This window comes from Arthrobacter sp. AL12, assembly GCF_029960645.1.
Taxonomy (GTDB): Bacteria; Actinomycetota; Actinomycetes; order Actinomycetales; family Micrococcaceae; genus Arthrobacter.
Window position 1 is genome coordinate 69,722 of the sequence record NZ_JASBQY010000005.1, and the last position, 22,570, is coordinate 92,291.

At 67.5% G+C, this 22,570-nt stretch carries 26 protein-coding genes; 11 read left to right on the forward strand and 15 right to left on the reverse strand.

All coding sequences use genetic code 11. The annotated features are described in order from the left end of the window. Position 1 precedes the first annotated feature (1 nt). Complete coding sequence (locus QK291_RS07790; RefSeq protein WP_282380613.1) at positions 2-451, forward strand: hypothetical protein; 450 nt, start codon at positions 2-4, stop codon at positions 449-451. 42 nt (positions 452-493) lie between these two features. Here the strand turns inward: QK291_RS07790 and QK291_RS07795 are convergent, their stop codons facing one another. Further along, positions 494-904, reverse strand: coding sequence for a hypothetical protein (locus tag QK291_RS07795; protein WP_282380614.1), 411 nt, complete (start codon positions 902-904; stop codon positions 494-496). Between the two features lie 34 nt (positions 905-938). Next, a complete protein-coding gene (locus tag QK291_RS07800) occupies positions 939-2,006 on the reverse strand; it encodes a GNAT family N-acetyltransferase (protein ID WP_282380615.1) in 1,068 nt (355 codons plus the stop codon). 128 nt (positions 2,007-2,134) lie between these two features. On the opposite strand from QK291_RS07800, the gene QK291_RS07805 reads away from it, so the two are divergent. After that, positions 2,135-2,560, forward strand: a complete 426-nt coding sequence (locus QK291_RS07805; RefSeq protein WP_282380616.1) for a GNAT family N-acetyltransferase — start codon at positions 2,135-2,137, stop codon at positions 2,558-2,560. Between the two features lie 54 nt (positions 2,561-2,614). Here QK291_RS07805 and QK291_RS07810 read toward each other — a convergent pair whose 3' ends face one another. Further along, complete coding sequence (locus QK291_RS07810; protein WP_282380617.1) at positions 2,615-3,034, reverse strand: hypothetical protein; 420 nt, start codon at positions 3,032-3,034, stop codon at positions 2,615-2,617. A gap of 130 nt (positions 3,035-3,164) precedes the next feature. Here QK291_RS07810 and QK291_RS07815 point away from each other — a divergent pair, with 130 nt between their 5' ends. Then, complete coding sequence (locus QK291_RS07815; protein ID WP_282380619.1) at positions 3,165-3,557, forward strand: hypothetical protein; 393 nt, start codon at positions 3,165-3,167, stop codon at positions 3,555-3,557. A gap of 99 nt (positions 3,558-3,656) precedes the next feature. On the opposite strand, the gene QK291_RS07820 is transcribed toward QK291_RS07815, so the two are convergent. Next, positions 3,657-5,324, reverse strand: coding sequence for an HNH endonuclease signature motif containing protein (locus QK291_RS07820; RefSeq protein WP_282380621.1), 1,668 nt, complete (start codon positions 5,322-5,324; stop codon positions 3,657-3,659). Between the two features lie 259 nt (positions 5,325-5,583). Here QK291_RS07820 and QK291_RS07825 point away from each other — a divergent pair, with 259 nt between their 5' ends. Both QK291_RS07825 and QK291_RS07830 read left to right on the forward strand, forming a co-directional pair. Further along, positions 5,584-6,171, forward strand: coding sequence for an NUDIX hydrolase (locus QK291_RS07825; RefSeq protein ID WP_282380623.1), 588 nt, complete (start codon positions 5,584-5,586; stop codon positions 6,169-6,171). A 176-nt stretch (positions 6,172-6,347) separates the two neighbouring features. Continuing rightward, positions 6,348-6,773: a VOC family protein gene (locus tag QK291_RS07830; RefSeq protein WP_282380624.1), complete on the forward strand. Its 426-nt coding sequence runs from the start codon at positions 6,348-6,350 to the stop codon at positions 6,771-6,773. Positions 6,774-6,777: 4 nt separating this feature from the next. Here the strand turns inward: QK291_RS07830 and QK291_RS07835 are convergent, their stop codons facing one another. Genes QK291_RS07835 through truB form a run of 3 tightly spaced genes read right to left on the reverse strand, consistent with a single transcriptional unit; the run spans position 6,778 to position 8,556 of the window. Continuing rightward, a complete protein-coding gene (locus QK291_RS07835; RefSeq protein WP_282380834.1) occupies positions 6,778-7,203 on the reverse strand; it encodes a hypothetical protein in 426 nt (141 codons plus the stop codon). 46 nt (positions 7,204-7,249) lie between these two features. Continuing rightward, entirely contained in the window at positions 7,250-7,603 is a 354-nt protein-coding gene (locus QK291_RS07840) for a hypothetical protein (RefSeq protein ID WP_282380625.1), read from the reverse strand. Next, a complete protein-coding gene (gene truB, locus QK291_RS07845; RefSeq protein ID WP_282380626.1) occupies positions 7,603-8,556 on the reverse strand; it encodes a tRNA pseudouridine(55) synthase TruB in 954 nt (317 codons plus the stop codon). The genes QK291_RS07840 and truB overlap by 1 nt, the downstream gene beginning before the upstream one ends. Before the next feature lie 37 nt (positions 8,557-8,593). On the opposite strand from truB, the gene QK291_RS07850 reads away from it, so the two are divergent. Next, entirely contained in the window at positions 8,594-9,760 is a 1,167-nt protein-coding gene (locus QK291_RS07850; protein WP_282380627.1) for a pyridoxal phosphate-dependent aminotransferase, read from the forward strand. A 139-nt stretch (positions 9,761-9,899) separates the two neighbouring features. Next, complete coding sequence (locus tag QK291_RS07855; RefSeq protein WP_282380628.1) at positions 9,900-10,109, forward strand: hypothetical protein; 210 nt, start codon at positions 9,900-9,902, stop codon at positions 10,107-10,109. A 53-nt stretch (positions 10,110-10,162) separates the two neighbouring features. Here QK291_RS07855 and QK291_RS07860 read toward each other — a convergent pair whose 3' ends face one another. From QK291_RS07860 to QK291_RS07870, 3 genes are all read right to left on the reverse strand, one after another. Beyond that, on the reverse strand, positions 10,163-10,408 hold the full coding sequence (locus tag QK291_RS07860; RefSeq protein ID WP_348994566.1) for a CU044_2847 family protein: 246 nt from the start codon (positions 10,406-10,408) through the stop codon (positions 10,163-10,165). A 129-nt stretch (positions 10,409-10,537) separates the two neighbouring features. Then, positions 10,538-10,975, reverse strand: coding sequence for a thioredoxin (gene trxA / locus QK291_RS07865; RefSeq protein ID WP_282380630.1), 438 nt, complete (start codon positions 10,973-10,975; stop codon positions 10,538-10,540). A 170-nt stretch (positions 10,976-11,145) separates the two neighbouring features. After that, complete coding sequence (locus QK291_RS07870) at positions 11,146-11,631, reverse strand: nucleoside deaminase (protein ID WP_282380631.1); 486 nt, start codon at positions 11,629-11,631, stop codon at positions 11,146-11,148. Between the two features lie 184 nt (positions 11,632-11,815). Between QK291_RS07870 and QK291_RS07875 the strand changes: the two genes are divergently transcribed. After that, positions 11,816-12,943 (forward strand): ScyD/ScyE family protein, encoded by a 1,128-nt coding sequence (locus QK291_RS07875; protein WP_282380633.1) that lies wholly within the window; start codon positions 11,816-11,818, stop codon positions 12,941-12,943. Positions 12,944-13,070: 127 nt separating this feature from the next. On the opposite strand, the gene rbfA is transcribed toward QK291_RS07875, so the two are convergent. From rbfA to rimP, 5 genes are all read right to left on the reverse strand, one after another. Continuing rightward, positions 13,071-13,580 carry a 30S ribosome-binding factor RbfA gene (gene rbfA / locus QK291_RS07880; RefSeq protein ID WP_282380635.1) on the reverse strand — a complete coding sequence of 170 codons (510 nt, stop codon included), beginning with the start codon at positions 13,578-13,580 and terminating at the stop codon, positions 13,071-13,073. Positions 13,581-13,824: 244 nt separating this feature from the next. Beyond that, positions 13,825-16,728: a translation initiation factor IF-2 gene (infB, locus tag QK291_RS07885; RefSeq protein ID WP_282380637.1), complete on the reverse strand. Its 2,904-nt coding sequence runs from the start codon at positions 16,726-16,728 to the stop codon at positions 13,825-13,827. 152 nt (positions 16,729-16,880) lie between these two features. After that, on the reverse strand, positions 16,881-17,222 hold the full coding sequence (locus tag QK291_RS07890) for a YlxR family protein (protein ID WP_348994562.1): 342 nt from the start codon (positions 17,220-17,222) through the stop codon (positions 16,881-16,883). A gap of 263 nt (positions 17,223-17,485) precedes the next feature. After that, on the reverse strand, positions 17,486-18,466 hold the full coding sequence (gene nusA / locus QK291_RS07895) for a transcription termination factor NusA (protein ID WP_282380639.1): 981 nt from the start codon (positions 18,464-18,466) through the stop codon (positions 17,486-17,488). Then, positions 18,466-19,083, reverse strand: coding sequence for a ribosome maturation factor RimP (gene rimP, locus QK291_RS07900; RefSeq protein ID WP_282380641.1), 618 nt, complete (start codon positions 19,081-19,083; stop codon positions 18,466-18,468). The genes nusA and rimP overlap by 1 nt, the downstream gene beginning before the upstream one ends. Positions 19,084-19,189: 106 nt before the next feature. On the opposite strand from rimP, the gene QK291_RS07905 reads away from it, so the two are divergent. From QK291_RS07905 to QK291_RS07915, 3 genes are all read left to right on the forward strand, one after another. Then, on the forward strand, positions 19,190-20,422 hold the full coding sequence (locus QK291_RS07905) for a DUF4439 domain-containing protein (RefSeq protein ID WP_282380643.1): 1,233 nt from the start codon (positions 19,190-19,192) through the stop codon (positions 20,420-20,422). 252 nt (positions 20,423-20,674) lie between these two features. Further along, positions 20,675-21,406 (forward strand): VIT family protein, encoded by a 732-nt coding sequence (locus QK291_RS07910; protein ID WP_282380645.1) that lies wholly within the window; start codon positions 20,675-20,677, stop codon positions 21,404-21,406. Between the two features lie 44 nt (positions 21,407-21,450). Beyond that, positions 21,451-22,557: an aminoglycoside phosphotransferase family protein gene (locus QK291_RS07915; RefSeq protein ID WP_282380647.1), complete on the forward strand. Its 1,107-nt coding sequence runs from the start codon at positions 21,451-21,453 to the stop codon at positions 22,555-22,557. Positions 22,558-22,570 lie beyond the last annotated feature (13 nt).

Here is a 22,570-nt window from a genome sequence, read left to right on the forward strand (position 1 = left end):
TTTGACTGACAGAGCGCCACACGTTGCCACTGTTTGTGTGATGCTCGCTGCCGGAGTTGCCTTGAGCGCCTGCGGCGGTGCGGCCGAAGCCGCCGGGAACGCCGGGACACCGCCGATGTCCCGGTCGACGTCGGCTGAAGCGTCGGTCGAACCGCCGGCGGTACCGCCTGTGGGCGGCTACGAAGGCTGGTGGAACGCGACACCGGCCAGCGGCAGCTCCGCGGGGCTCCCCCAGGAAACGGTGGCGATCAATACCAGGACCACCATGGTGGTCGATGCCTTCAGCCGGAGGATCAACGACGCCGGGCGGCCGACCCTCATTACGGATGTTCCCTATACAGTCGTTCCCGATCCGACCTGGCCGGCGGATTCAGTGGTCATCATCGACACAGCGACTAACAGGGTGATTGAGCACTTCCGCGTTGACCCCAACGGCGACCCACTGCGCTAGCGCCGCGGACGACGCGCGGCGATGGGCCGGTCGATGTGCCGGTCAACGAGCCGGGGCGAGGAGTGCGGTCCTGTCGTCCGCGGAGCCGTGTTTCCGCCAGTGCAGCAGCACGGCGGCCAGGATCAGTGGAACGTGGATAGCCGGGAGATTCCGCGCGAACCACCGTGGCAGATAAATATCCGTGACGGAGCCCGTCTCATCGCCCAGGTCCCTGGCCACGGCGGTGAGCGGGCAGTGGAAGCCGTTGGCGGCGAAGATCAGGGTTTCGGCGGTGACGACGCCTGCGGCCAGGGCCACCCTCCGGTCAGTGCGGCCGCGGACGCCGGCACACAGGACGTAGACCATGCAGGCCTCGATCGTGAACCAGGCGAAAGTGTGGAATGCTTTCACGGCCCTGAGCAGGGAGGCACGTTCAGCGTCTGCCAGCTCCCCTGGGGGCTTGAGTGCGGCCATGCGACCAGCTTAGCCGCCGTCCGCCGTCGTCGGGTCAGAGGCTTTCGGCCCGCGCGGACCCAGCCCCCGCGGCGGACAGCTCCGTGAGCCAGGCGTCGAGCTGGCGGGGATGTCGGAAGAGCACTACGGGTGGCATCGCTGGATCCGAATCGATACTGCGCATCACCTGTCGTTTCCGTGTGAACGACCGGAAGTGCCACCGGATTATCGAGTCCTGGATGAAGAGCCGGCCCAGGGTTTCCTGGTTGCCGTTGCAGACCGGTTCCCGGGTCACGGCCCGCCGCAGCGTGCGGCGTACCAGCCGGGCCAACGAAAGCCAGCGCGGATAGTCCAGGCCGACGACGAGCTCCGCCCGCGGCAGAACCACATCCCGCCACACCCCGTAAGCGCTGTCCAGCACCCAGCGGTCCTGGGCAGCAATCGCGGCCGCGAGCTCCCGCTGCTCCTCGACGGTGCGCTGCTGCCACCCGGGCAGCCAGCCAATGTCATCGTCCGCCGAGAACTCGGGCAGCCCGGTCGCCTGAGCGTAGGCGCGGGCGGCGGAAGACTTGCCGCTGCCGGTCACCCCGTAGAAGAGGACCCGGGAGGGTGCAGCCGGGGGTGGTTCGGCGCCGGTGCCGGCCTTAAGGCTTCCGAGTGGTTTGCGGTACCAGTCTGCTGTTTCCGTGGCGACGGTTCGGTTGCCGGCGGTGTCCAGGGCTTCGTACGAATACGTCGCGGTGCCGCCGGTGGGCCGGAAGCCCAGGCCGAGGTAGAGATGGAGTGCCGCCGTGTTGCCGGGCTCGACACCAAGGATGATCTCGCCGTGGCCGGCCAGCCTGGCTTGCTCCTCCAGCCAGAGGCAGACCGCTCCGGCTATCCCCGCTCCCCTGCTGCCGGGGTACACGAAGAGATGCTTCAGCTCAGGGACGGGCCCGCCCCGGAAATCCAGCACAGCCCCGCCGTGCGGGGTTTCCCCGGTCCACGCCGTGGCGTAGATCAGCTCCCCGGCCGCCTGCCGTTCCAGAAAACCTTCGGCGATCCGTGAGTTCGAAGGTTCGTGCCGGACGAGGGCGGGAAGATCACTCGCCTGGCACTTGCGGATGATCACAGACGCGTTCATGGTCCCTGCCCCTGGTTACAGCCCTGCCGGGCCCTGCCACTATTGCGCATCGACATTGCGTATTCGGCGATACGCTAGCACCCCTACTACGGCAAGCGGATCAGGGCTGTGTGTGCCACACTGATCCGATGTCCGAGTTCACCGTCCTCGCCGGTGCCCCCTTCTCCGATTCGGAGGTACTGGCGCTCTACGAATCCGTGGGCTGGGGTGCGTATACCCGGGAACCCAACGTCCTGGCCGAGGCCGTGCGCGGTTCATCCTTCGTAGTCACGGCCCGGAACAGCGGCGGGGCGCTGGTTGGGATGGCCCGGACGATCTCCGACGACGCGACCATCTGCTACCTGCAGGACATCCTCGTGGACCCGGCTTTCCAGAAATCGGGCGCCGGCCGCGCGCTGTTGGAGACCGTGCTGGTGCGCTACCGGCACGTCCGGCAGCTGGTACTGATCACTGACAACGAACCGCGCCAGCGTGCCTTCTACGAGGCCCTCGGCTTCACCGAGGGTTCGGATTTCCGACCTGACCCGGTGCGCGTGTTTGTGCAGTTCCGCTAGCCCTGGGTGGCCCGCATACCTGGGGCTTTGCGGCGCAGCCGATACGCCCAACGATCAGGGAGCCGCGGCAGCCCCGGTTCTGGGAGGCAGGCCCTTCCAAAGAACAATGGCTGCGATTGCGCCCGCACATGCGATGAGGACCAACGGCGTTTGGAAAACTGCGGCCAGAATGGCTATGCCTGAATCCGGTATGGGTTTCGACGCCGAAAATATCGATGCCATGTCGATCATCAATGCGGTCGCGTAGCCGGCGAGCTCGTAGATCAGGTACTTAAGCCCAAACACGGTGGCGGCGAAGGTCAGAACGAAAACAAAATCCACATCCTCGGGAAATTCGCTCAGGGGGACATTTGCCACACCTTGATAAACATCACCTGAATGAAACCAAAAGCCCGCCAGCTGAGTTACGGCCATCAGAATAACGACGGCACAGTACCGCAGCGCCACGGTACCCTTTGTCCCTTGGAGAGCCATGGCGTTAGTATGGCATTGTTGGCACCTCGGGCCCGTTTCGTTTGCGCAACGCTCTCCGGGACAGGCTCAGCGGTATCCCCGGATCCAGGCATCTGTAGCCCGTGAATGCCATTCCGATTAGGGTCGTGTGATGCACAAATCCAGGCTCGATCGTCCAGTGCTTTTTGTATCGGAACTGGGTTTGCTGACTGTGGGGTTGGTGCTGGCGGGCATAGGGTTCGCAAATTTTGGCGGCGCATTCCGCTCCGATCGGCTTGCATTCCTGGGTGCGATGGTTTTTCTGTCGGCCGGCGTCTGGTGCTGCGCAGTGAGCCTAATGGCGTTGTTGGGACGTCCCCGTTCAGCGGTCGCAAGGGCCACCTGGATGGCGGCCGGGTGGGTGGGAGCGGCCTATCCTCTGAGTCTGGCCTTTACATTTCTCGGCGGCGCGTACATGGCAGCTGCGCCGATCGTGATGGCAGGGCTGGTCCTCGCTTTGATCTCAACCGGAAAGAACCGAACGCGTAGTGCCAATTTGCCATGATCCCTCGGTGGCAGCAGCACCGCTCCCGGCAGGACCGCCCCCCATTACGCATCGTCGATAAGCCATCACCCCAGGCCGAGCCGCGGAGCATACCCAGCCTCACTCCAGCCGGAAATAACGGTTTCGCCGTGGCACCTGGCGCGGATCGACGTGCGGTGGCGGGATGAACCACGGGACGCTGCTTCGCAGTTCGATGGTCCACTGTTCCTTGTGGATTAGGTGATGGTGATAGGAGCAGAGAAGTGCCGCGTTCTCTGTGGCGGTGCTTCCGCCGCGGGACCAGTAGTTGATGTGGTGGGCCTCGCACCAGGGCGCCGGGATGGCGCACTGGGGAAACGCACATCCCCTGTCCCGCGCCGTGATGGCCTTGCGGATGTGCGGCGGGAAGACCCGCGATGTGCGTCCGATGTCCAGGATCCGGCCTTGTCCACCCAGCACAATCGGGATGATGTCGGCGTCGCAGGCGAGCTTGCGCACGGTTGAGGCCGAGACAGGGCCGGTGAACATCAGAGTCCCGGCATTGGAGCCCGGGGCACGCGTCTCCGCCTCGGCGGCGCCGAGCCGTTCCAGCAGGTCACGGTAGTCAATGGTGACCATCACCTGCGGGCGCAGCCCTCCCGCGGCGGGCAGGTCTCCGGCGGCGAGGGCCACTTTGCAGGCACCGACGAGGCCGTCGAGTAGCCGCTGCGGCCGGGTCCGCTGATCCAGCCGTTCCGCCGCAGCCTCGTCGTCCGCATCGCCGTCGACGCCGGGACCAGCCCCGGGCCCGGTTTGGGAGGGGGAATCGTTGCCGTCGCCTGGCCCGGATGCGACGCCGGTCCGCGGGTTGGTGGCGGTGTTCATGACCGTGATCAGGTGTTCGAATTGGTCGGTTGTGGCGAAGATTTCCAGATGCTGCAGTCCGCGGTGTGCCCGGCGGATGAAGGCGCCCTGGCGCTGGCGCAGTTCCTGCTCGCTGGGTTCCTCGCCGTCCTGGTCCAAGGCGTCCGTCCAGCGTTTGGCGATCCGGGTCAGAAAGTCCGGGTCGTTCTCGACCGCCGTCCGGGTGAGGGCATGCTCCATCCGCGCGGCGTCCCCGGGTGCGGACACATGCCGGACACTGTCCAGGGAAAGGCTGATGATGGTCGCCGTCCGTGAGCTGATGTCCCCCGATGCGGTCACAGCCGCGAGTTCCTCTTTGGCGGCCGGCAGGGGCTGTCCCGATATGCCTGTTCGCGGCAGGACGTCCGCGACGAGGGCAAGCCGGCGTCGGGCTTCCGGGGCACTGATCCGCAGCCGCGCCCGCAGGAATTCCGCGGTGTTCCGGTATCCGTCGTCGACCCATCCCGGGGAAGGAGCAGTGCCTTCCTGTTCATTCCAGATGGGGTCCGGTGGAGTAGTCTTCGGCGCACTAGCCTCCGCATTCCAGCCAGTCAACCAGCCGGCAGGCGCGTTGGCGCCAAACTTCGCGGCGGCAGTCCTGGCTCCAGCCGCTGCCTGGGTTCGGGTCCGGTCGACCGCCCCCGCGGCCACGAGCTGGAAGTAATCGACCATGCGGGACAGCTCCTCCACACGGTCAGCGAAGTCCGCGGCTTCCGCCACTCCGAACAGCGCCGCAGCGGGCACAGCCGTCCCGTTGCAGGAGCGGAGCAGGGCAAGCGCCGCATCAAGGGCACCGTCCACGCCCTCCGCTTCGGGAGGAACGGGCGCGAGCCGGGAAACGCCCGGGAGGATCACGCCGCCAGGCCGGGTGGCCTGTAGCGGGATGAAATCTCCAATGGCTTCCATGACTCAACACTACTTTTGAGGTGTGACAGAAACGGGTGTGAGCCGGGCAACGCCAGGGAGGATGCCGGCGCCAGGCCGGGTGGCCTGTACCGGGACGAAATCTGCAATGGCTTCCATGACTCAACACTACTTTTGAGGTGTGACACTAACGCGCCCAGCTGTTCGGCCCGGATACGGGCGGGATCCACGCCGGCGTCAAGGCCAGCCCCGCGGAGTCACACTCCGGCCGGCACGGGCAGTGCCGTGGGAAACTGGGGGCATGGACAGCCCTGTTGCCCCGACCTCCAGCCCGGCACTCCCCCACAGCACAGAGCCCAACGAAGCACAGCCCCCCGCCGCACAAACCGAGCTCCCCATCGAGCTGCGCCGGCCCCACGGTCCCCGTGATCCCGGTGACGCCTGGGTTGAGGGTGAGCGTGGCCGGTTCTGGGGGCGCTTTGGCTCGGCGGGTCTACTCGTCCACGACTCCGCTAAGGGCATCCTGCTTCAGCACCGGGCCCTGTGGAGCGACCAGGGCGGCACCTGGGGCCTCCCGGGCGGAGCCCTGCACCAGGGCGAAGAGGCAGTCCACGGCGCCCTGCGCGAGGCAAAGGAAGAAGCAGCCGTTCCGCCGGAGAACGTCCGGGTACTGTTCACCTCGGTCTTCGACGTCGGCTATTGGAGCTACACGACGGTCGCTGTCGAAGTCGTGGACGCGTTTGAACCGGAAATCAGCGACCCGGAAAGCCTGGAGCTGCAGTGGGTGCCGGTTGAGCTCGTCGGCGACAAGGAATTACATCCCGGGTTCGGAGCGGCCTGGCCGGTCCTGCGCGGCAGGCTGTTGGGGCTCGACGCCGGAACGGACTGAGCCCTCGACGCGGGCCCGGGGCAGCAGCCAGGAATGGGGGCAGCCAGGAACGGGGGCAGCCAGGAACGGGGGCCGTCAGGAATGGGGGCAGCCAGACCCAGCAGCCGGCAACAACAGCGGCATCCCGCTCCGGAATCAGCATTCCGCTCTGGAACAGTCCGTCCTAAGGTTCGGTTATGACGTCTGAAAATCACACCCCCCTTGTCCGGCAGCTGCGCCTCGTCGTCAAGACGGAGGACTACGACGCCGCCCTGACCTTCTACCGGGACGTGCTGGGACTCGTGGAACGTGAAGTGGTTCCCAGCGAGGGGGATGCGCGCATCACGATCCTCGAAGCTGGCCGCGCCACCCTGGAGCTTTCCAACCCGGCGCAGGTCCAGCACATCGACCAGGTGGAGGCCGACGGGCAGCCGAGCGCCCGGATCCGGGTCGCCTTCGAGGTCGACGATACGGAAGAAGCCACCCGGTACCTCGTGGAAGCCGGTGGCACGCTCATAGCGGAACCTCGGGAAACGCCGTGGCGCTCGGTGAACTCACGGCTCACCGGCCCTGCCGGGCTCCAGATCACGCTGTTCCAGGAACTGGACCGGCCCGCAGGCTAGGCGCTTAGGCCTGCTTCGGGGCGGGACGGCGGCGGTACAGCCAGATCAGGCCCAGGATCGGCAGCAGCAGCGGGATAAACGCATAACCGCGGCCAAACAGGGACCAGACCGTCTCATGCGGGAAATTGACCGAGTCGAACAGGCTGAGGGCCCCGACCACCAGCACTCCCACCAGTTCCACGAGCACCGCCGCAACGGAGACCTTGAACCAGGTCCGGCCGGACTTCGCGAGGGACACCGTCGCCACCAGGTAGACGACGGCGGCGAAAGCCGACAGCAAATACGCCAGGGGGGCTTCGGAGAACTTGGTGAGAATCTGGAAACCCGCCCGGGCCGTAGCGGAAATAGCGAACACGGCGTAAACGGCGATCAGCAGCCGGCCGGGACCGGTGTTGCGGGTGTCTTTTGCCGGGGCCGGGGTCGTTGCGATGTCCTGGTGCGAAGGTTTCGCCGTCACGTTCTCTGCCTCTTCCACGTCAGTACCAAATCTGATTCATTCGGGCCGCCATCACCAGGGCGGTGACGCCGACGGCGGCGAGCACGAAGTTGCTCCAGCGGGTGCGTTCCAGGATGGCCCAGTACACCGCGCCGACCGGCAGCAGGAGTGCCGTCAGCAGGTAACCCCAGAACTCCCACGGCTCCCCCGCCATCTGTTCCCCGCCCGCGACCCGGACGATCGACCCGACCAGGTACACCAGCAGGGACAGTTCGACGGCGGCCACCGAGAGGATCGTCGTGTCGTTCGGGGCCTTCTTGAGGATGCCGGCGCCCAGGCAGATGACGGTGGAGACCAGCCCGACGACAAGGATGATGTAGAAATACGCGTCCACTACTGTCCGGCCTGCTGTTCCGCCGTCGGCTGCTTGGGTGCATGCTTCTCATTGTCCGGCGCGAACACCAGCACCGGTTTGGCGTAGCTGCCCTTGTCCGCGAGCAGGGCCACGAGGGTCCCGTCGGGGGCGAAGCCTGCGGCCGGGTTCTCCGGCGTGGCTGCGCCGGGGGTACCGGCGGCCGACCCCGCGGCGATCCTGCGGCCGAAGGAGATCTCGGTGGTTTCCTCGTCGCTGAGTTCGCGGTTGGGCATGAGTGCCCGGGCGGCCTGGGACATTTCCAGCACGTCCAGCTCTTCGGCGAGCTGCTCCAGGGTGTGGGCTTGGTCCAGCGTGTAGGGGCCCACCTGGGTGCGGCGCAGCGCCGTCAGGTGACCGCCGACGCCGAGCGCGTCGCCGAGGTCGCGGGCCAGGGCCCGGATGTAGGTGCCGGAGGAACACTCGACGGTGACGTCCACGTCCAGGGCCTCGCCGTCGCGCACGGGACGGAACCCGTGGACCTCGAAACGGTGGATGGTGACCGGCCGTGCGGCTAGCTTGACCTCTTCGCCGGAGCGGACGCGGGCGTAGGCGCGCTCTCCGTTGACCTTGATGGCGCTGACGCTGCTGGGAATCTGCTGGATCCCACCGGTCAGCGCGGCGACGCCGGCCCTGACGGCTTCCTCGGTGACCGCCGCGGCGCTGTGCGTCGCGGTGACCTCGCCTTCGGCGTCGTCGGTGACCGTTGATTCGCCCAGGCGGATGGTGGCCGTATAGGTCTTGGAGGTGCCCACAATGTAGGTGAGCAGGCGGGTGGCCTTGTTGATGCCGACCACCAGAACGCCCGTGGCCATCGGATCCAGCGTTCCGGCGTGGCCCACTTTTCGGGTACCGGCAAGCCGCCGCATCCGCCCAACCACATCGTGGCTGGTCCAGCCTTGCGGCTTGTCCACTATTACCAGTCCAGAAAGCACGCTCCCCAGTATATCTGCGCCGGTTAGGATGGCAGACATGCCCGAGCTTGCCCCCCACGTCCGCGACGTCCCCATCAACCAGATCCGCGAAATCACCGAAGCCGCCTGGGGCACCCCCGGCGCGATCGTGCTGAGCATCGGCGAACCGGGCTTCGCTGTCCCGCGCCATATCCTCGAAGCCGGGATGGCCTGCCTGGACCGCGACGAAACGAACTACACCCCGAACGCCGGCATTCCGGCCCTGCGCGAGGCCTTCGCGGCCAGGTTCCGGGAACACAACGCGACGCCGGTCGGCGCCGACCGTGTCTACGTCGTCGACGGCGCCCAGCAGGGCCTGCACTTCGCGATGAGCCTGCTGCTCTCCCCCGGTGACGAAATCCTGATCCCCAATCCGGGCTACCCGACCTTCGCCATGACCAGCAGCCTGCTGCACGCCGTCCCGGTGCGGTACCCGCTGTATCCCGAGCATGACTTCCAGCCCCGGATCGCGGACATCGAGGAGCTGATCACACCGCGGACCAAGGTGCTGATCCTCAATTCGCCGTCCAATCCGCTCGGCGCCGTCCTGGGCGAGGAGCTCACCCGCAGCCTCGTGGCCCTGGCCGTCCGGCACGATCTGTGGATCATCTCCGACGAATGCTACGAAGCGTTCACGTACGACGTCCCGCATGTGAGCCCCGCCCGCTTCGACAGCGACGTCCCGGGCGAAGCGCGTGTGTTCACCTCGCTCACGCTCTCCAAGACCTACGGCCTGACCGGGCTGCGGATCGGCGCCCTGATCTGCCCGCCCGGCCTGGAGCAGAAGATGAACAACGTGATGGAGGCCATCGTCTCTTGTGTCGCCGCGCCCTCGCAGTACGCGGCGCTGGCCGCGCTGACCGGCCCGCAGGACTACGTCAGCCACGCCCACGCGCACTACCGGGCCAACCGCGACGCCGCCTCGGCCGTCCTGGCCGCCAAGGGGATACCGTTCCTCACCGCGCAGGGGGCCTTCTACCTCTGGGCGGACGTGTCCCACGCCAGCGGCGGGGATGTCCGGTCCTGGGTCCGGCGCTTCCTGGCCGATTCCGGGGTGTCCTTCGCCCCGGGCACCGCGTTCGGCTCGATCGGCGAGGGCTGGATCCGGATTGCCCTCTGCAGCAGCCAGGCCGACCTCGTCGAAGGCCTCGGCCGGCTCCCGGCGCGGGTCGCGGCCGAGGGCTGACAGCCCGGGCACCGGGTCCCTGTCCCCTACCGCCGCGGCATTGCAACGCCTAACCTGAGCGCAGTGCGCGGTCTTCGCGTGCGTCGCGGGGCGTACCGCTCCGGGACTGGTGTGTCGGGGTTCCGTCAGGGAGGTTCGCATGTGGTGGCAGGATTTGTTATGGGGCATCTGGAACGGGCTCACGGCGTGGATTGTGCTGATCGCGCACGTCTTCGGCCAGTGGAGTGAATTCCCGTTCTACAACTCGGCCCGCGCCGGGAACTGGTACGACTTCGGCTTCCTGCTGGGGGTCGGCTCGCCCCTCCTGGGCGGCCTGGGCGCCCAAGGCGCGCGGAGCCGGCGCCGCTGACTTCCTGGGCCCGCGGGGCCGCGCCGCGGCCCACTCCACCGGGCCGGACGGCCTCACAGTATGATCTCTTCCTCCGGCGACAATTGCGGCGGGGGCCTGTGGGCGAACGACAGCCTGACGATGAAGTGGGCCTCGGAGCAGTTCTGCGCGGTGATGGCCCCCGCCTCACCGGCCAGCTCTACGCCGAACTGAAGCTCCAGCTGCGCTGCGCCGACTTCCCTCAGGACCTCCGCCGCCGCGTTGGCCGCCGGCCGGATGGCGGCAAGGGCATCCTCCAGCCGCCGCCCGGCGTCGGTGATTCCCTGCTCGTTCCGTGCGGGCGTTCGACGCCGAAGCTGTCATCGGCGACCTCGACCAGCACCGTCCCGGAACCCACTTCGTAGCGCAGTATCCCGGTCATTGCTTCCTCCATTTCGCCCGCGGGACGCTCACGGTTTGCCCGCCGCCAGCGCCCCGTCGAGCCATTGGCGCAGGGCCGCGGCCGGCGGAGCACCCGCCTGCCGGGCGACCACTTTGCCGTCCCGGATGACCAGCATGGTCGGAATGGCCTGGACGTCGAAGCGCCGTGAGAGCGCCGGTGACTTATCGACGTCGACCTTGACGAGCTTGACCCGGCCGGCCCGCTCCTGGGCCAGTTTGTCCAGCACGGGGCTGACCATGCGGCAGGGACCGCACCAGGCTGCCCAGAAATCGATCAGGGCGGGCGTTGAGGACTGCTCGGCGATGACAGCGAAGTCGGCGTCGCCGGCGTCGACAATCCAGGGCAGGTCCGTGCGGCAGTTCCCGCAGCGCGGATGGCCGGCAGCCGCCGTCGGTATCCGGTTGGTCTTCCCGCACTGGGGGCATGTAATCAGGCTGGAGCCCACGGACCGCCGCCTTCCCGAGTCCCCGCAGTCATGGTTCCATAGGACGCCCACGCGCGGAGCGGGCATAGAGTCCAAAGTCCCCGGCCAGGCCATGGCGGCCGAGACCGTCAGGGTGGCCGTCAGGGTGCCCGTGAGGGTGCCCGTCAGGGTGGCCGTCAGGGTGGCCGTCGTCAGTATTCAACGCGGTCCGGGTTGTCATGCCAGGCCTGGAAGGGAACGTCCGCCGCCGGGACGGCTGTTTGGCGGACCGGCATCAGGTCTGGCCGGCTGCCGTCGAAGTACTCATAGAACAGCGCATCGTCGAATCCGGCTCCCGCAGCGGCCTGACGGTCCGCGGCGAAGTGGACCTGGCCAATGCGGGCCCAGAGGGCGGCAGCGAGGCACAGCGGGCACGGTTCGCAGCTGGCATAGAGCACGGCGCCGCTCAGATCAAAAGTGGCGGACGCGGCGGCGGCCGTGCGGATGGCAACCACCTCGGCGTGGGCTGTGGGATCGTTGTCCCGCGTGACGTGGTTGACGCCCTCGTGGATCCGCCCGTCGGGGGTCACCACCAGCGCCCCGAACGGTCCGCCGCCCGCGGCCACATTGGCGGCGGCGAGCCCGATGGCCTGATCCAGGAAGCGGTTGATGTCGGAAGCTGAGGGTGCCGTGACCATGGTCCGATCATAGCCAGCAACTCCCTCTGCCCCAGCAGATCCCTGGCCACCGCGCAGGCATCGACTTTGCGTCGCCGAGGGCTTAATATCCGCTTGGGGGGCCGTCAATACGACAGCTACCTTAACACCGGTCTCAAGGGTCTCAAGGATGTGGATTCCTCATCACTCGCCCCGGGAGCCAACCATGAGAAAGAAATTGTCATTGCCCGCCACGGCTGCCACGGTCGCCGTGTTCCTCGCTACCGGGTCAGCTGCCGGCGCAGCGCCGGACGGCCCGTCGGTGGCAGCCGCACGGTACGCGGCACCGGTTCCGCTCACCGGCGGACTGGTGGGGCCGCTGCATGTCAGCGCCGGTCGCGACGGCTCCGTCACGGTGAGCGAATCCTTTGCCGGCCGGCTGACCAGGGTCGACTCCGAGGGGAACAAGAAAGTCCTCTACGAATCCCCTGACTGGAGCGTTGCGGGCAACGACCGGCGGGATGGGAGGACCTATTTCCTGGAGAGCCAGGGCGCCGGACCCCATCCGGCCGAGCTCGCCGGCCACGTCCGGATCATCGACGACGACGGGCGCCAGCGGACCCTGGGTGACTTCGCCGCCCTGGAAACGGAGGAGAACTCCGATGGGGATACCCGGTACGGCTTCCGTGACCTGCCAGCGGGCTGCGAAGCGGAGCTGCCGGTCAACATGCCCGCCGGCTACAGGGGTGAAGTTGATTCGCATCCGTACGGGATCGCCGTTACCGAGGAGACCATCTACGTCGCCGATGCGGGGGCGAACAGTGTGGTGTCGGTTGATACCCGCAGCGGCGAGACCAGGACGGTCGCTGTACTGCCGCCGCGGCCCTACAAGATCACCACGGCAGCTGCGGCCTCCAACGGGCTGCCGGACTGCGTCGTGGGAACGACCTATGACTTCGAGGCCGTCCCGACCGATGTCGCCGTCGGGCCGGATGGCTGGCTGTACATCACGTCGCTCCCCGGCGGCCCCGAAGATCCGGCACTGGGTGCCCGCGGGGCGATCTTCAAGGTGGACCCCGACGACGACGAGGTGAAGCTCGTCGCGGATGAGATCATGACGCCCACGGGACTCGCCCTGAACAAGGACGGCGACCTGTATGTCGCCTCCCTGTTCGGCGAAGGTGTGCTCAGGATCGACCCCCACTCAGGCGACCAGACGGTGGTGCTTGGGGCCGGATTCGCCGCCGACGTGGACCTCCGCGGTGATTCCCTGTATGCCACGGTCAACGCCCTGCCCGGACCCGACGGCAAGCCAGACGGCCAGGTGATGCAGCTGAATCTGCGGGACGGGTGAGATCGCGGGCCACCGGCTCCTGACGGGACAGCGCAGCAGCCACACATTAACGGCCGGCCCCTCCCGGGGCCGGCCGTTAATGTGCAGAACTGCATTGGTTCAGGACTGCGTCGACGCTCGGGTAGGGCTACTTGTTGCTGTCCTCGTCGACGTCGTCTTCGTTGGTGAGGTCCAGGTCCTCTTCGTCGAAGTCGTCCTCGTCGAGCTCCACATCCTGCGGGGTGTCGCTCTTGTACGGGTCGGCATCTCCGGCGTGCTTGGCGCTGGCAGCGAGTGCGGCCACCTCGGCGTCGCGCTTCTTCGCAGCCCGGAGGAGCTCCTCCAGGTTGGAGGCGTTGACCGGGATCTGGTCCGCCACGAACTCCAGGGTCGGGGTCAGCCGGACAGTGACGTTCCGTCCGACTTCCTGCCGGAGCACGCCCTTGGCCTTCTCAAGCCCCTTGGCAGCCTCAGCCTGGACCAACTCGTCACCGAACACGGTGTAGTAGATCGTGGCATGCTGAAGATCGTTGGTCACACGCGCATCAGTGACGGTGACGCCCTCAAGCCGGGGATCCTTGACCCTCCGGCCCAGCGCCTCGGCAACAACAACCTTAATCCGCTGCGCCAACTTGGCAGCCCGTGCGGGATCAGCCATTTCCACTCCTAAAAATTTGGATGTACGACGGCGCGTAAACGGCGTACGTACACACTTCTGGTTTGTTGCCACGCGCCTAAGGCAAGCCTACGACGGACCCGTTGGTTTTTTTCCGGCGGCCTGGGAGTGGCATCGGGCCTGCCGGAGCTGGGCGGCCGACGTCGTCAGACGTTGGCCGCCCAGCGCAGGGGCGGGGCCGCCGGAAAAAATCCAACGGCCCCGCACCTGTAACGCACAGACAGACTTAGACGCGCGGCTTTTCGCGCATCTCGAAGGTCTCGATGGTGTCACCTTCGTTGATGTCGTTGAACGAGCCAAGACCGATACCACACTCGAAGTCCGTGCGGACCTCGGTGGCGTCGTCCTTGAAGCGCTTGAGCGTCTCAACCGTGAGGTTCTCACCGATGACCTTGCCGTCGCGGCTGACACGGGCCTTCGCGTTGCGTCGGATAACACCCGAGCGCACGATCGAGCCTGCAATGTTGCCGAACTTGGAGGAACGGAACACTTCGCGGACCTCGGCGGTGCCAAGCTGGACCTCTTCGTATTCCGGCTTGAGCATGCCCTTGAGGGCTGCCTCAATGTCATCAATTGCTGCGTAGATGACGGAGTAGAAGCGCATGTCCACGCCTTCGCGGTCTGCCAGTTCGGCAACACGCTCGGCGGGCTTGACGTTGAAGCCGATGATGACGGCGCTGTCGACCGTCGCCAGGTTGACGTCGTTCTGAGTGATCGCACCGACACCGCGGTGGATAACGCGGAGCTGGACACCCTCGCCGACGTCGATCTTGAGCAGCGCGTCTTCGAGGGCTTCCACGGCACCGGACACGTCACCCTTGAGGATGAGGTTGAGGGTGTCGATCTTGCCATCGGCGACGGCCTGGTCGAAGTCTTCCAGGCTGATGCGCTTGCGGCGCTTGGCCAGTGCGGCGTTGCGGTCCGCAGCTTCACGCTTCTCGGCGATCTGGCGGGCGGTGCGCTCGTCGGCGGTCACGAAGAACGTGTCGCCGGCGCGCGGGACGTTCGACAGACCCAGTACCTGCACGGGGCGGGACGGGCCGGCCTCGGTCAGGGAGCTGCCGTCGTCGTCGAACATCGCACGGACGCGGCCGTGGGCCGTGCCTGCCACGATGGTGTCGCCGATGTGCAGGGTGCCGGACTGAACCAGGACGGTAGCGACCGCGCCGCGGCCCTTGTCCAGGTTGGCTTCAATCGCGATACCGCGGGCGTCCTTGTTCGGGTTGGCGCGCATGTCCAGGGCTGCATCTGCGGTGAGCAGGACGGCCTCGAGCAGCTCGTCGATATTCAGGTTCTGGCGGGCAGAGACCTCCACGAACATGGTGTCGCCACCGTACTCTTCCGGAACCAGTCCGTACTCGGTCAGCTGGCCGCGGACCTTCTCCGGGTTGGCGCCTTCCTTGTCGATCTTGTTCACAGCCACGACGATCGGCACGTTGGCCGCCTGCGCGTGGTTGAGGGCTTCAACGGTCTGGGGCATCACGCCGTCGTCCGCTGCGACCACGAGGATGGCAATGTCGGTGACCTTCGCACCACGGGCACGCATGGCGGTGAACGCCTCGTGGCCCGGAGTATCGATGAAGGTGATCTTGCGATCGATACCCTCGTGAGCATGTGTGACCTGGTAAGCACCGATGTGCTGCGTGATGCCGCCGTGCTCGCCCGCCATAACGTCGGACTTGCGGATGGCATCGAGCAGGCGGGTCTTACCGTGGTCAACGTGACCCATGACGGTGACAACCGGAGGACGTGCCTCGAGTTCCTCGTCGCCTTCGGCTTCCAGCTCGGCGTCGAAGTCGATGTCGAAGCCGGAGAGCAGGTCGCGCTCTTCGTCCTCCGGGGACACGACCTGGAGCTTGTAGCCAAGCTCCTCGCCGAGCAGGGCGAAGGTCTCTTCATCCAGCGACTGCGTGGCGGTAGCCATTTCGCCGAGGTGGAAGAGGACGGTCACCAGTGCTGCGGGGTTCGCCTCGATCTTGTCGGCAAAGTCCGTGATGGACGAGCCTCGGCGAAGCCGGACTACGGTGTTGCCGTCGCCGCGGGGCACACTGACGCCGCCCAGCGACGGAGCACTCATCTGCTCGAGTTCCTGGCGCTTGGCACGCTTCGACTTGCGCTGCTTGCCGCGGCCTGCGCCGCCCTTACCGAAAGCACCCTGGGTGCCACCGCGACCGCGGCCACCCTTGCCGAAGCCACCGCCGGCCGGAGCGCCGCCACCGGCACCGGGGGCACCGGTACCTGGAGCGCCACCCGGACGGCCCGGGCCACGGGCTCCGCCGCCGGGACGGCCTGCACCAGCGGGTGCGGGACGTTCGGTGCGGTTCGGCATCATGCCGGGAGTCGGACGGTTTCCGCCGGCCCCTGCCGGGCGGCCAGCGCCGGCTGCGCCGGCCGGACGCGGTGCGCCCGGACGTGCACCCGGAGCGCCGCCGGTGCGGGGAGCACCGGGACGGGGACCACCAGCGCCTGCTGCGGGACGGGGACCGCCGGGGCGTTCGCCCTCGGTGCGGCTTCCGCCCGGACGCGGCATGCCCTGGGAAGGAGCGAACGGGTTGTTACCCGGACGCGAGGGACGTTCGTTGTCGCCGCCGCGGCCCCGGGGCATGCCCTGGGACGTAGCGAACGGGTTGTTCCCGGGACGGGGACCGCCCGGGCGGGGTGCAGAGCCACCCTGGCGTGCCGGAGCAGCCGGGGCTTCAGCCTTGGGGGCCGGACGCGCGCCGGGCTTGGCGCCCGTCGAGGGCGCAGCCGGAGCCTGGGCAGCGGGAGCCGCCGGCGCGGCCGGTGCTGCCGAGGGAGCCGCCGGAGCGGCACTGGCCGCCGGAGCAGCTGCTGCCGGAGCCGGAGCTTCAGTCTTGGTTTCCGCAACCTTCGGGGCAGCCGGAGCCGGCGCGGGCGCCGGACGGTTTGCCGAGGGGCTGGCGGGTGCCTTGGGGGCGGACGCAGGCGCTTCGGACTTCGAAGCTGCTGCTGCGTCGGGGAACGCGTTGCGGAGTTTCCTCACAACGGGGGCCTCAATGGTGGAAGAGGCAGAGCGAACGAATTCGCCCAGTTCCTGCAGTTTGGTTACTGCATCTTTGGAAGTAATACCGAGCTCTTTAGCAAGCTCATGTACGCGGACCTTGGCCACATTTCTCCTGTCTCGGTCCGCACCGAGCCAGGCACGAACCGTCTACTTCTTAATGCGGACCTCCGCCGCGAGTGCAGCTGAAAGGTCCATTGCAGAGCGCAACAAAGTTGTCATCGTTGCGCACTCATCGCTGGGAACTCATCGGGTTTCCATCAGTTTTCTGACCCGCTTTCAGGTTGGACGGTTGTTGCTGCGGCCACCGGGGTGTCCACGGCTTGCGTGCCCGCCAGGATCCGGCGTTCGACGTCGGCTGTTCCGGCAGCGCCGTTGAGGGCGCGTCCAAACGCTCGACGTTTGACCGCCAGTGCCAGGCACTTTTCGCTGGGGTGCAGCCATGCACCCCGGCCAGCCATCCGGCGTCGTTCATCCACTACGACGGCGGATGAACCGCTGCCGTCGGCGACGAGCCGGAGTAGCTCCGACCGCGACCCCTTCTTCCGGCATCCGATACAGGTACGCTGCGGCTGATTCTCGAGGTGTTGCACGTGTGCCACTTACGAGTATCTTCCTGCCAGTACATATCTGCCGGTCCCGGGTTCCGGAACCGGCCTGGCCAAGGGTTGTCATCAACACCTTCGCCGGACGCAGAACCGGACGCGTAAGGGACACGCGGATACCGGCCGTTAGGCGCGGTCATGTCTATTCTAGCCCCTCAATCGCCCGGGCCCCGAACTTGCGGGGCCACGGATGCTGACGGTCGGCCCGAACCAGGGCCCTTGAGTTGCGGCCCTCTTGACGGGGGCCACTGAGTTGGGGCCTATTTGTCGCGGCTGACCGCGGCGTCCGAGACGATGTCGATCCGCCAGCCGGTGAGCTTGGCGGCGAGGCGGGCGTTCTGGCCTTCCTTGCCGATGGCGAGGGAGAGCTGGTAATCCGGGACCACGACGCGGGCCGAACGCGTTGCCTCGTCGGTGATGGTGACCGAATTCACCCGTGACGGTGAGAGTGCGCTGGCGATGAAGGTTGCCGGATCGTCGCTGTAATCGACGATGTCGATTTTTTCGTCGTTCAGTTCGTTCATGACCGCACGGACGCGTGAACCCATTTCGCCGATGCAGGCGCCCTTGGCGTTGATGCCGGGGTTGTTGGCCTTGACCGCCATCTTGGTGCGGTGCCCGGCTTCACGGGCGAGGGCGACGATCTCCACGGAGCGGTCCGCGATTTCCGGAACTTCCATTTCGAAGAGCTTCCGCACGAGGCCCGGGTGTGAGCGGGACAGCGTGATGGAAGGTCCCTTGGTGCCGCGGTGCACGTCGATCACGAAGGCACGGAGCCGGTTGCCGTGGATGTACTTCTCCCCCGGCACCTGCTCGGGCGGCGGCAGCAGCGCCTCCACCGAGCCCAGGTTGACCTGGATCATGTGCGGATTGTTGCCCTGCTGGATGGTACCGGCCACCAGCTCGCCCTCGCGGCCCTTGAACTCGCCGAGGACGTTGTCGTCCTCAACATCGCGCAGGCGCTGCAGGATGATCTGCCGTGCTGTGCTGGCGGCGATGCGGCCGAAGCCGGCGGGGGTGTCCTCGAATTCGCCGATGGGGTCGCCGTCGTCGTCGATCTCCGTGGCCCAGATAGTCACGTGGCCGCTCTTGCGGTCCAGTTCGGCCCGGGCCTTCTCGAAGGCTCCCGGCGTCTTGTGGTAGGCCACCAGCAGGGCCTGCTCGATCGTCGGAATCAGGAGATCCAGCGGGATTTCACGCTCACGCTCCAGGAGTCTCAGTGCGCTCATGTCAATATCCATTAGGCCTCCTCGGAAGGTCCATTGTTTGCGTTCTCCAGGCCTGCCTCGTCGAGGTGGCTGAACTCTATTTCGACTTTTCCGCTGCGAATCTTGTGGAAGGGAAGCTTGATGGGTTCGCCCTGCTTGGACTTCATGCCCTTCTTCACGGCGATCTCCGGGACCAGGGTGACGCCGTCGTCGTCGACGGACTGAACCCGGCCGGTGACGTTCTCGCCCTGCAGGACATTGACCTTGACCATCCGGCCGCGGGCACGGTGCCAGTGCCGCTCCTCGGTAAGGGGACGGCCGACGCCGGGCGAGGAAACCTCAAGCTCGTAAGGGCGCGCGTCGGTGCTTGGATCGTTGTCCAGGATGTCGGAGAGGGACTTGGAAATCTCCGCGATGACGTCGAGACCTACGCCGCCCGATTCTTCCTGCGGCAGGTCCACCACTACGTGGACGACGCGGTTGGCTCCGGCGACGTGAATGGAAACGTCCTCCAGGTACAGCCGGTTTGCCAGGACCTCGGGTTCAAGGAGGGCATGCAGCCGCTCGGCCTCGAAGTTGTGAGCGGGTGCGGCCTCAGCCTTACCCGTCCCGGTCCGGTCTGCTGAAGTCGTGGCTTCTGCGTTGGTCATGATGCCGGCCGCCTCCCGTTAGATGATGTTGTGTGTACTAGCCTAGCGATTTTCCGGGCGCCGTGGTGCACTTCAGTTCCCGGCCGGCATGACAACATGGTCTGTTGTGAAAGACGACAGCGGGGAAAAGCAGCGGCGGACGCTCATTCCCCGCATCGCGCTCCTGGCCTGCCTCGCCCTCGTGGTCGTGAGCCTCGGGATCGCGCTGAGTCCCCGAAGTCCCGTGGAGCCCGCCGACCCGCCGTTTTCCGAGCAGGCAAGGTCCGCCGCGCTGGCCGAGACCATGCGGCTGCGGGCCGCCGGCGAGGAACTGGGCGGGTCCACGACCGGTGACGCAACGCCCGCCGTGGCGCGGACTGTGAGTTTGCTGACAAGCCAGGCCCGTGCCCTCCTCCTGCCGGGCCAGGATGAGCCGGATGCTGCTCTCCCGGCGGGGCCTTCCGCACCGTCGGCTGCTCCGTCTGAGGCCCCCTCTCTTGCTCCGTCTGGTGTTCCGTCTCCTGATCAGCCTGGTGCCGAGTCCGCGGCTACGCTGCCCGCTTCGGCCGCGGCTTCGCTGCCCGCTTCGGCGGCCGCACTGGCATCCGCCCTGGCGGACAGCGCCGCCCAGCGGCTCGCCGACGCTGCCGTGGCTGACGGCGGAATGGCCCGCCTGCTCGCCGCTGTCGGGACGGCCCAGCTGCTGCAGGCATCCTCCCTAGCGGCGGCCGCCGGGGCGCCGGCCCCGGCGGTGCCCGACCCTGCCGTACCCCCGCTTTCCGGCACGTGCCCGGATGCTGCGGCGTCGCCGTCGTCCTCCCCGGCTGCGACGGCACCTTCAGCCGCGTCGGCGGCTTCAGCGGCTCCGGCAACTTCGTCCCCTTCGGCGGCTTCTGCGGGAGCTGATGCCCAGGCCGCCACACTGCCCGGGGCGCTGGCCGCGACCGTAAGGACAGAACTGGAGACCGTGTACGGCTACCAGGTGGCCCTGCCCCGGCTGGGTGGCGCGGCGGCTGCCCGGGCGTCGGAACAGCTCATCCTGCATGAGGCCCTCGCGGCCGGCGCGGAAGCCCTGAGCCGGGTACATTGCGCCCCCGTGCCGCAGCGCGAAGCCGGATACGCGACGGAGCAGGACTTCCTGGCCAACCCCGCCACCGGTCTCGGAGGGTTGGAAGCCTCGGCGCTGCGGGTCTACGGGGACCTGGTGGCCTTGAGTGAGGGCCAGACCCGTCAATGGGCGATCGCCGGGCTCGTCGGTGCCGCACGCCGCTCCGCCGCCTGGGGTGCGGAGACAGGAGCCCTCCCCGGCCTGGCGGTAGACCCGGCGGGCTTGCCCGAACTGCCGGCACCCAGCCCGTAGCCTGCCTCGGCCTGCTTCCCGGTTGGGCGGTTGGGCGTTGGGCGGTTTCGCTTGGGCTGGGTGTCGGCCGCGCCGGGCAACATTGAGGTCCGAAAACCACGAATCCAGCTCAAAAATGCCCCGAATCTGGGTCATAGTGCCCCCGCTGCGCTGCCCGCCGAGAACCGGGTACCGGGAACCGCGGCGGCGAGGAAACGCTTACTTAGGCTCGTCATACTGGCCGGCTGTGGTCGCCGGTGCTTTGCTGTAGTCATGGACAGTCAAGCCGCCCCCCTCCAGCACGACAACGAGCCCCACAAGACCGACATCGCGCACCGCCTCAACTGGCTGCGCGCGGGTGTGCTGGGCGCCAACGACGGCATCGTCTCCGTCGCCGCGATTGTGGTCGGTGTCGCCGGCGTCACCACCGAGTCCGGCCCCATCCTCATCGCCGGTACCGCCGGTGTGGTCGGTGGCGCAATCTCGATGGCCCTGGGCGAGTATGTCTCGGTAAGCAGCCAGAAGGACAGCCAGCGGGCCCTGATCGAGAAGGAACGCCGGGAACTGGAAGAACAGCCCGAAGAGGAGCTCGAGGAACTCGCCGCGATCTACCAGGGCAAGGGTCTTAGCGCGGACACCGCCCGGACAGTGGCCAAGGAACTCACCGCCCACGATGCCCTCGGCGCCCACTTGTCGGCGGAACTGCACATCGACGAGACGGACATTGTCAGTCCGTGGCACGCCGCGTTCGCCTCCGCTGCGGCGTTCCTGGTCGGTGCCATCCTCCCGATGCTTGCCATCCTGCTGCCGCCGGAGAACATCCGGGTTCCGCTGACCTTCGTGGCCGTGCTGGTGGCCCTGGCACTGACCGGGGCCGTCGGCGCCTGGATCGGCGGCGGCTCGAAGATGAAGGCCGCCGTGCGGGTGGTGATCGGCGGCGCCGCGGCGCTCATCGCGACCTTCCTGATCGGCAGCTGGCTCGGAGCCAGCGGCATCGCCGGCTAACGGCCCTGCTTCGTCGGCAGGATGCTGCAACTACGCTGGATCCGATGATTCAGCCAGCAGATATCCCGATTCCGCCCGACCTCAGCCGCCGCTACGGCGGCAGCTCAAGCGGCCGCGGCTGGCTCGCCTCCCTGCCCGGCCTGGTCCGGCACTGCCTGGACCAGTGGCAGCTCGAGCTGGACCTCGCCCCCGGAGCGCTGCCGCGGAACGGCCACGGAGCCATCGTGATTCCGGTGCGGCATGGTGCCAGCGCCCGCACCGGCACCGAGTTCGGGAATGGAACCCTGGGTACTGCGCGCCAGGCTGCCGTCCTGAAGATCGCGTATCCGCACGACGAAGCGCTCGTGGAACCGCAGGCCCTCGCCCTCTGGGACGGGCACGGGGCGGTGCGGCTGCTGGCCGGCGACGCCGGGGCCGGTGCGCTGCTGCTGGAGCGCCTGGACGCTGCCCGGTCCCTCCATAACGCGCCCCTGGACGAGGCTGTCCCGGTGTGGGGCGCCTTGGTCCGCCAGCTGGGCCTGGTCCCGGACGGACGGCCGGAATGGCGGGATTTCGACCACGTGGCGGCCCGGGCCGAGCAGTGGAGTGATGAGTTGCCGGAGAGCTGGGAACGGCTGGGCCGGCCCTTCCCGCGCTGGCTGCTGGAAGCCGCGCTCGAGGTCTGCCAGACCCGCGGGGCCGTCGGGCGACGCTCCGGGCGGGATGTGCTGGTCCATACCGACCTGCACTATCTGAACATCCTGGCCGGGCTCCCCGGGGAGGAACCGGAGAGCGGCGGCGGTGAAGCAGCCGCTGGATGGGCCGCGATCGATCCGCAGCCCATGATCGGCGAGGCGGAATTCGCGGTGGCACCGTTGTTGTGGAACCGGATCCGTGAGCTGTCACGGGCGGATCCGGAACGGGGCCTGCGGGAGCGCTGCCGGGACTTCAGCATGGCCGCCGGGCTCGACGCCGAGGTGGCCCGGCAATGGAGCCTGGCCCGCGAGGTCGAGAACGCGCTCTGGTACGCGTCGACGCCCGGGCACGACGGCGATCTCGCCCGGTCACTCTGGGTGGCCAGCACGCTCGCCGGCCGGACGCTCCCGGAGCTCCCCGCGCCCCACGGGCTGCCGGCGCCGGGCGTCCCGGCGTCCCGGGACTTTCGGCACTAAGCTCCTCCCCTGG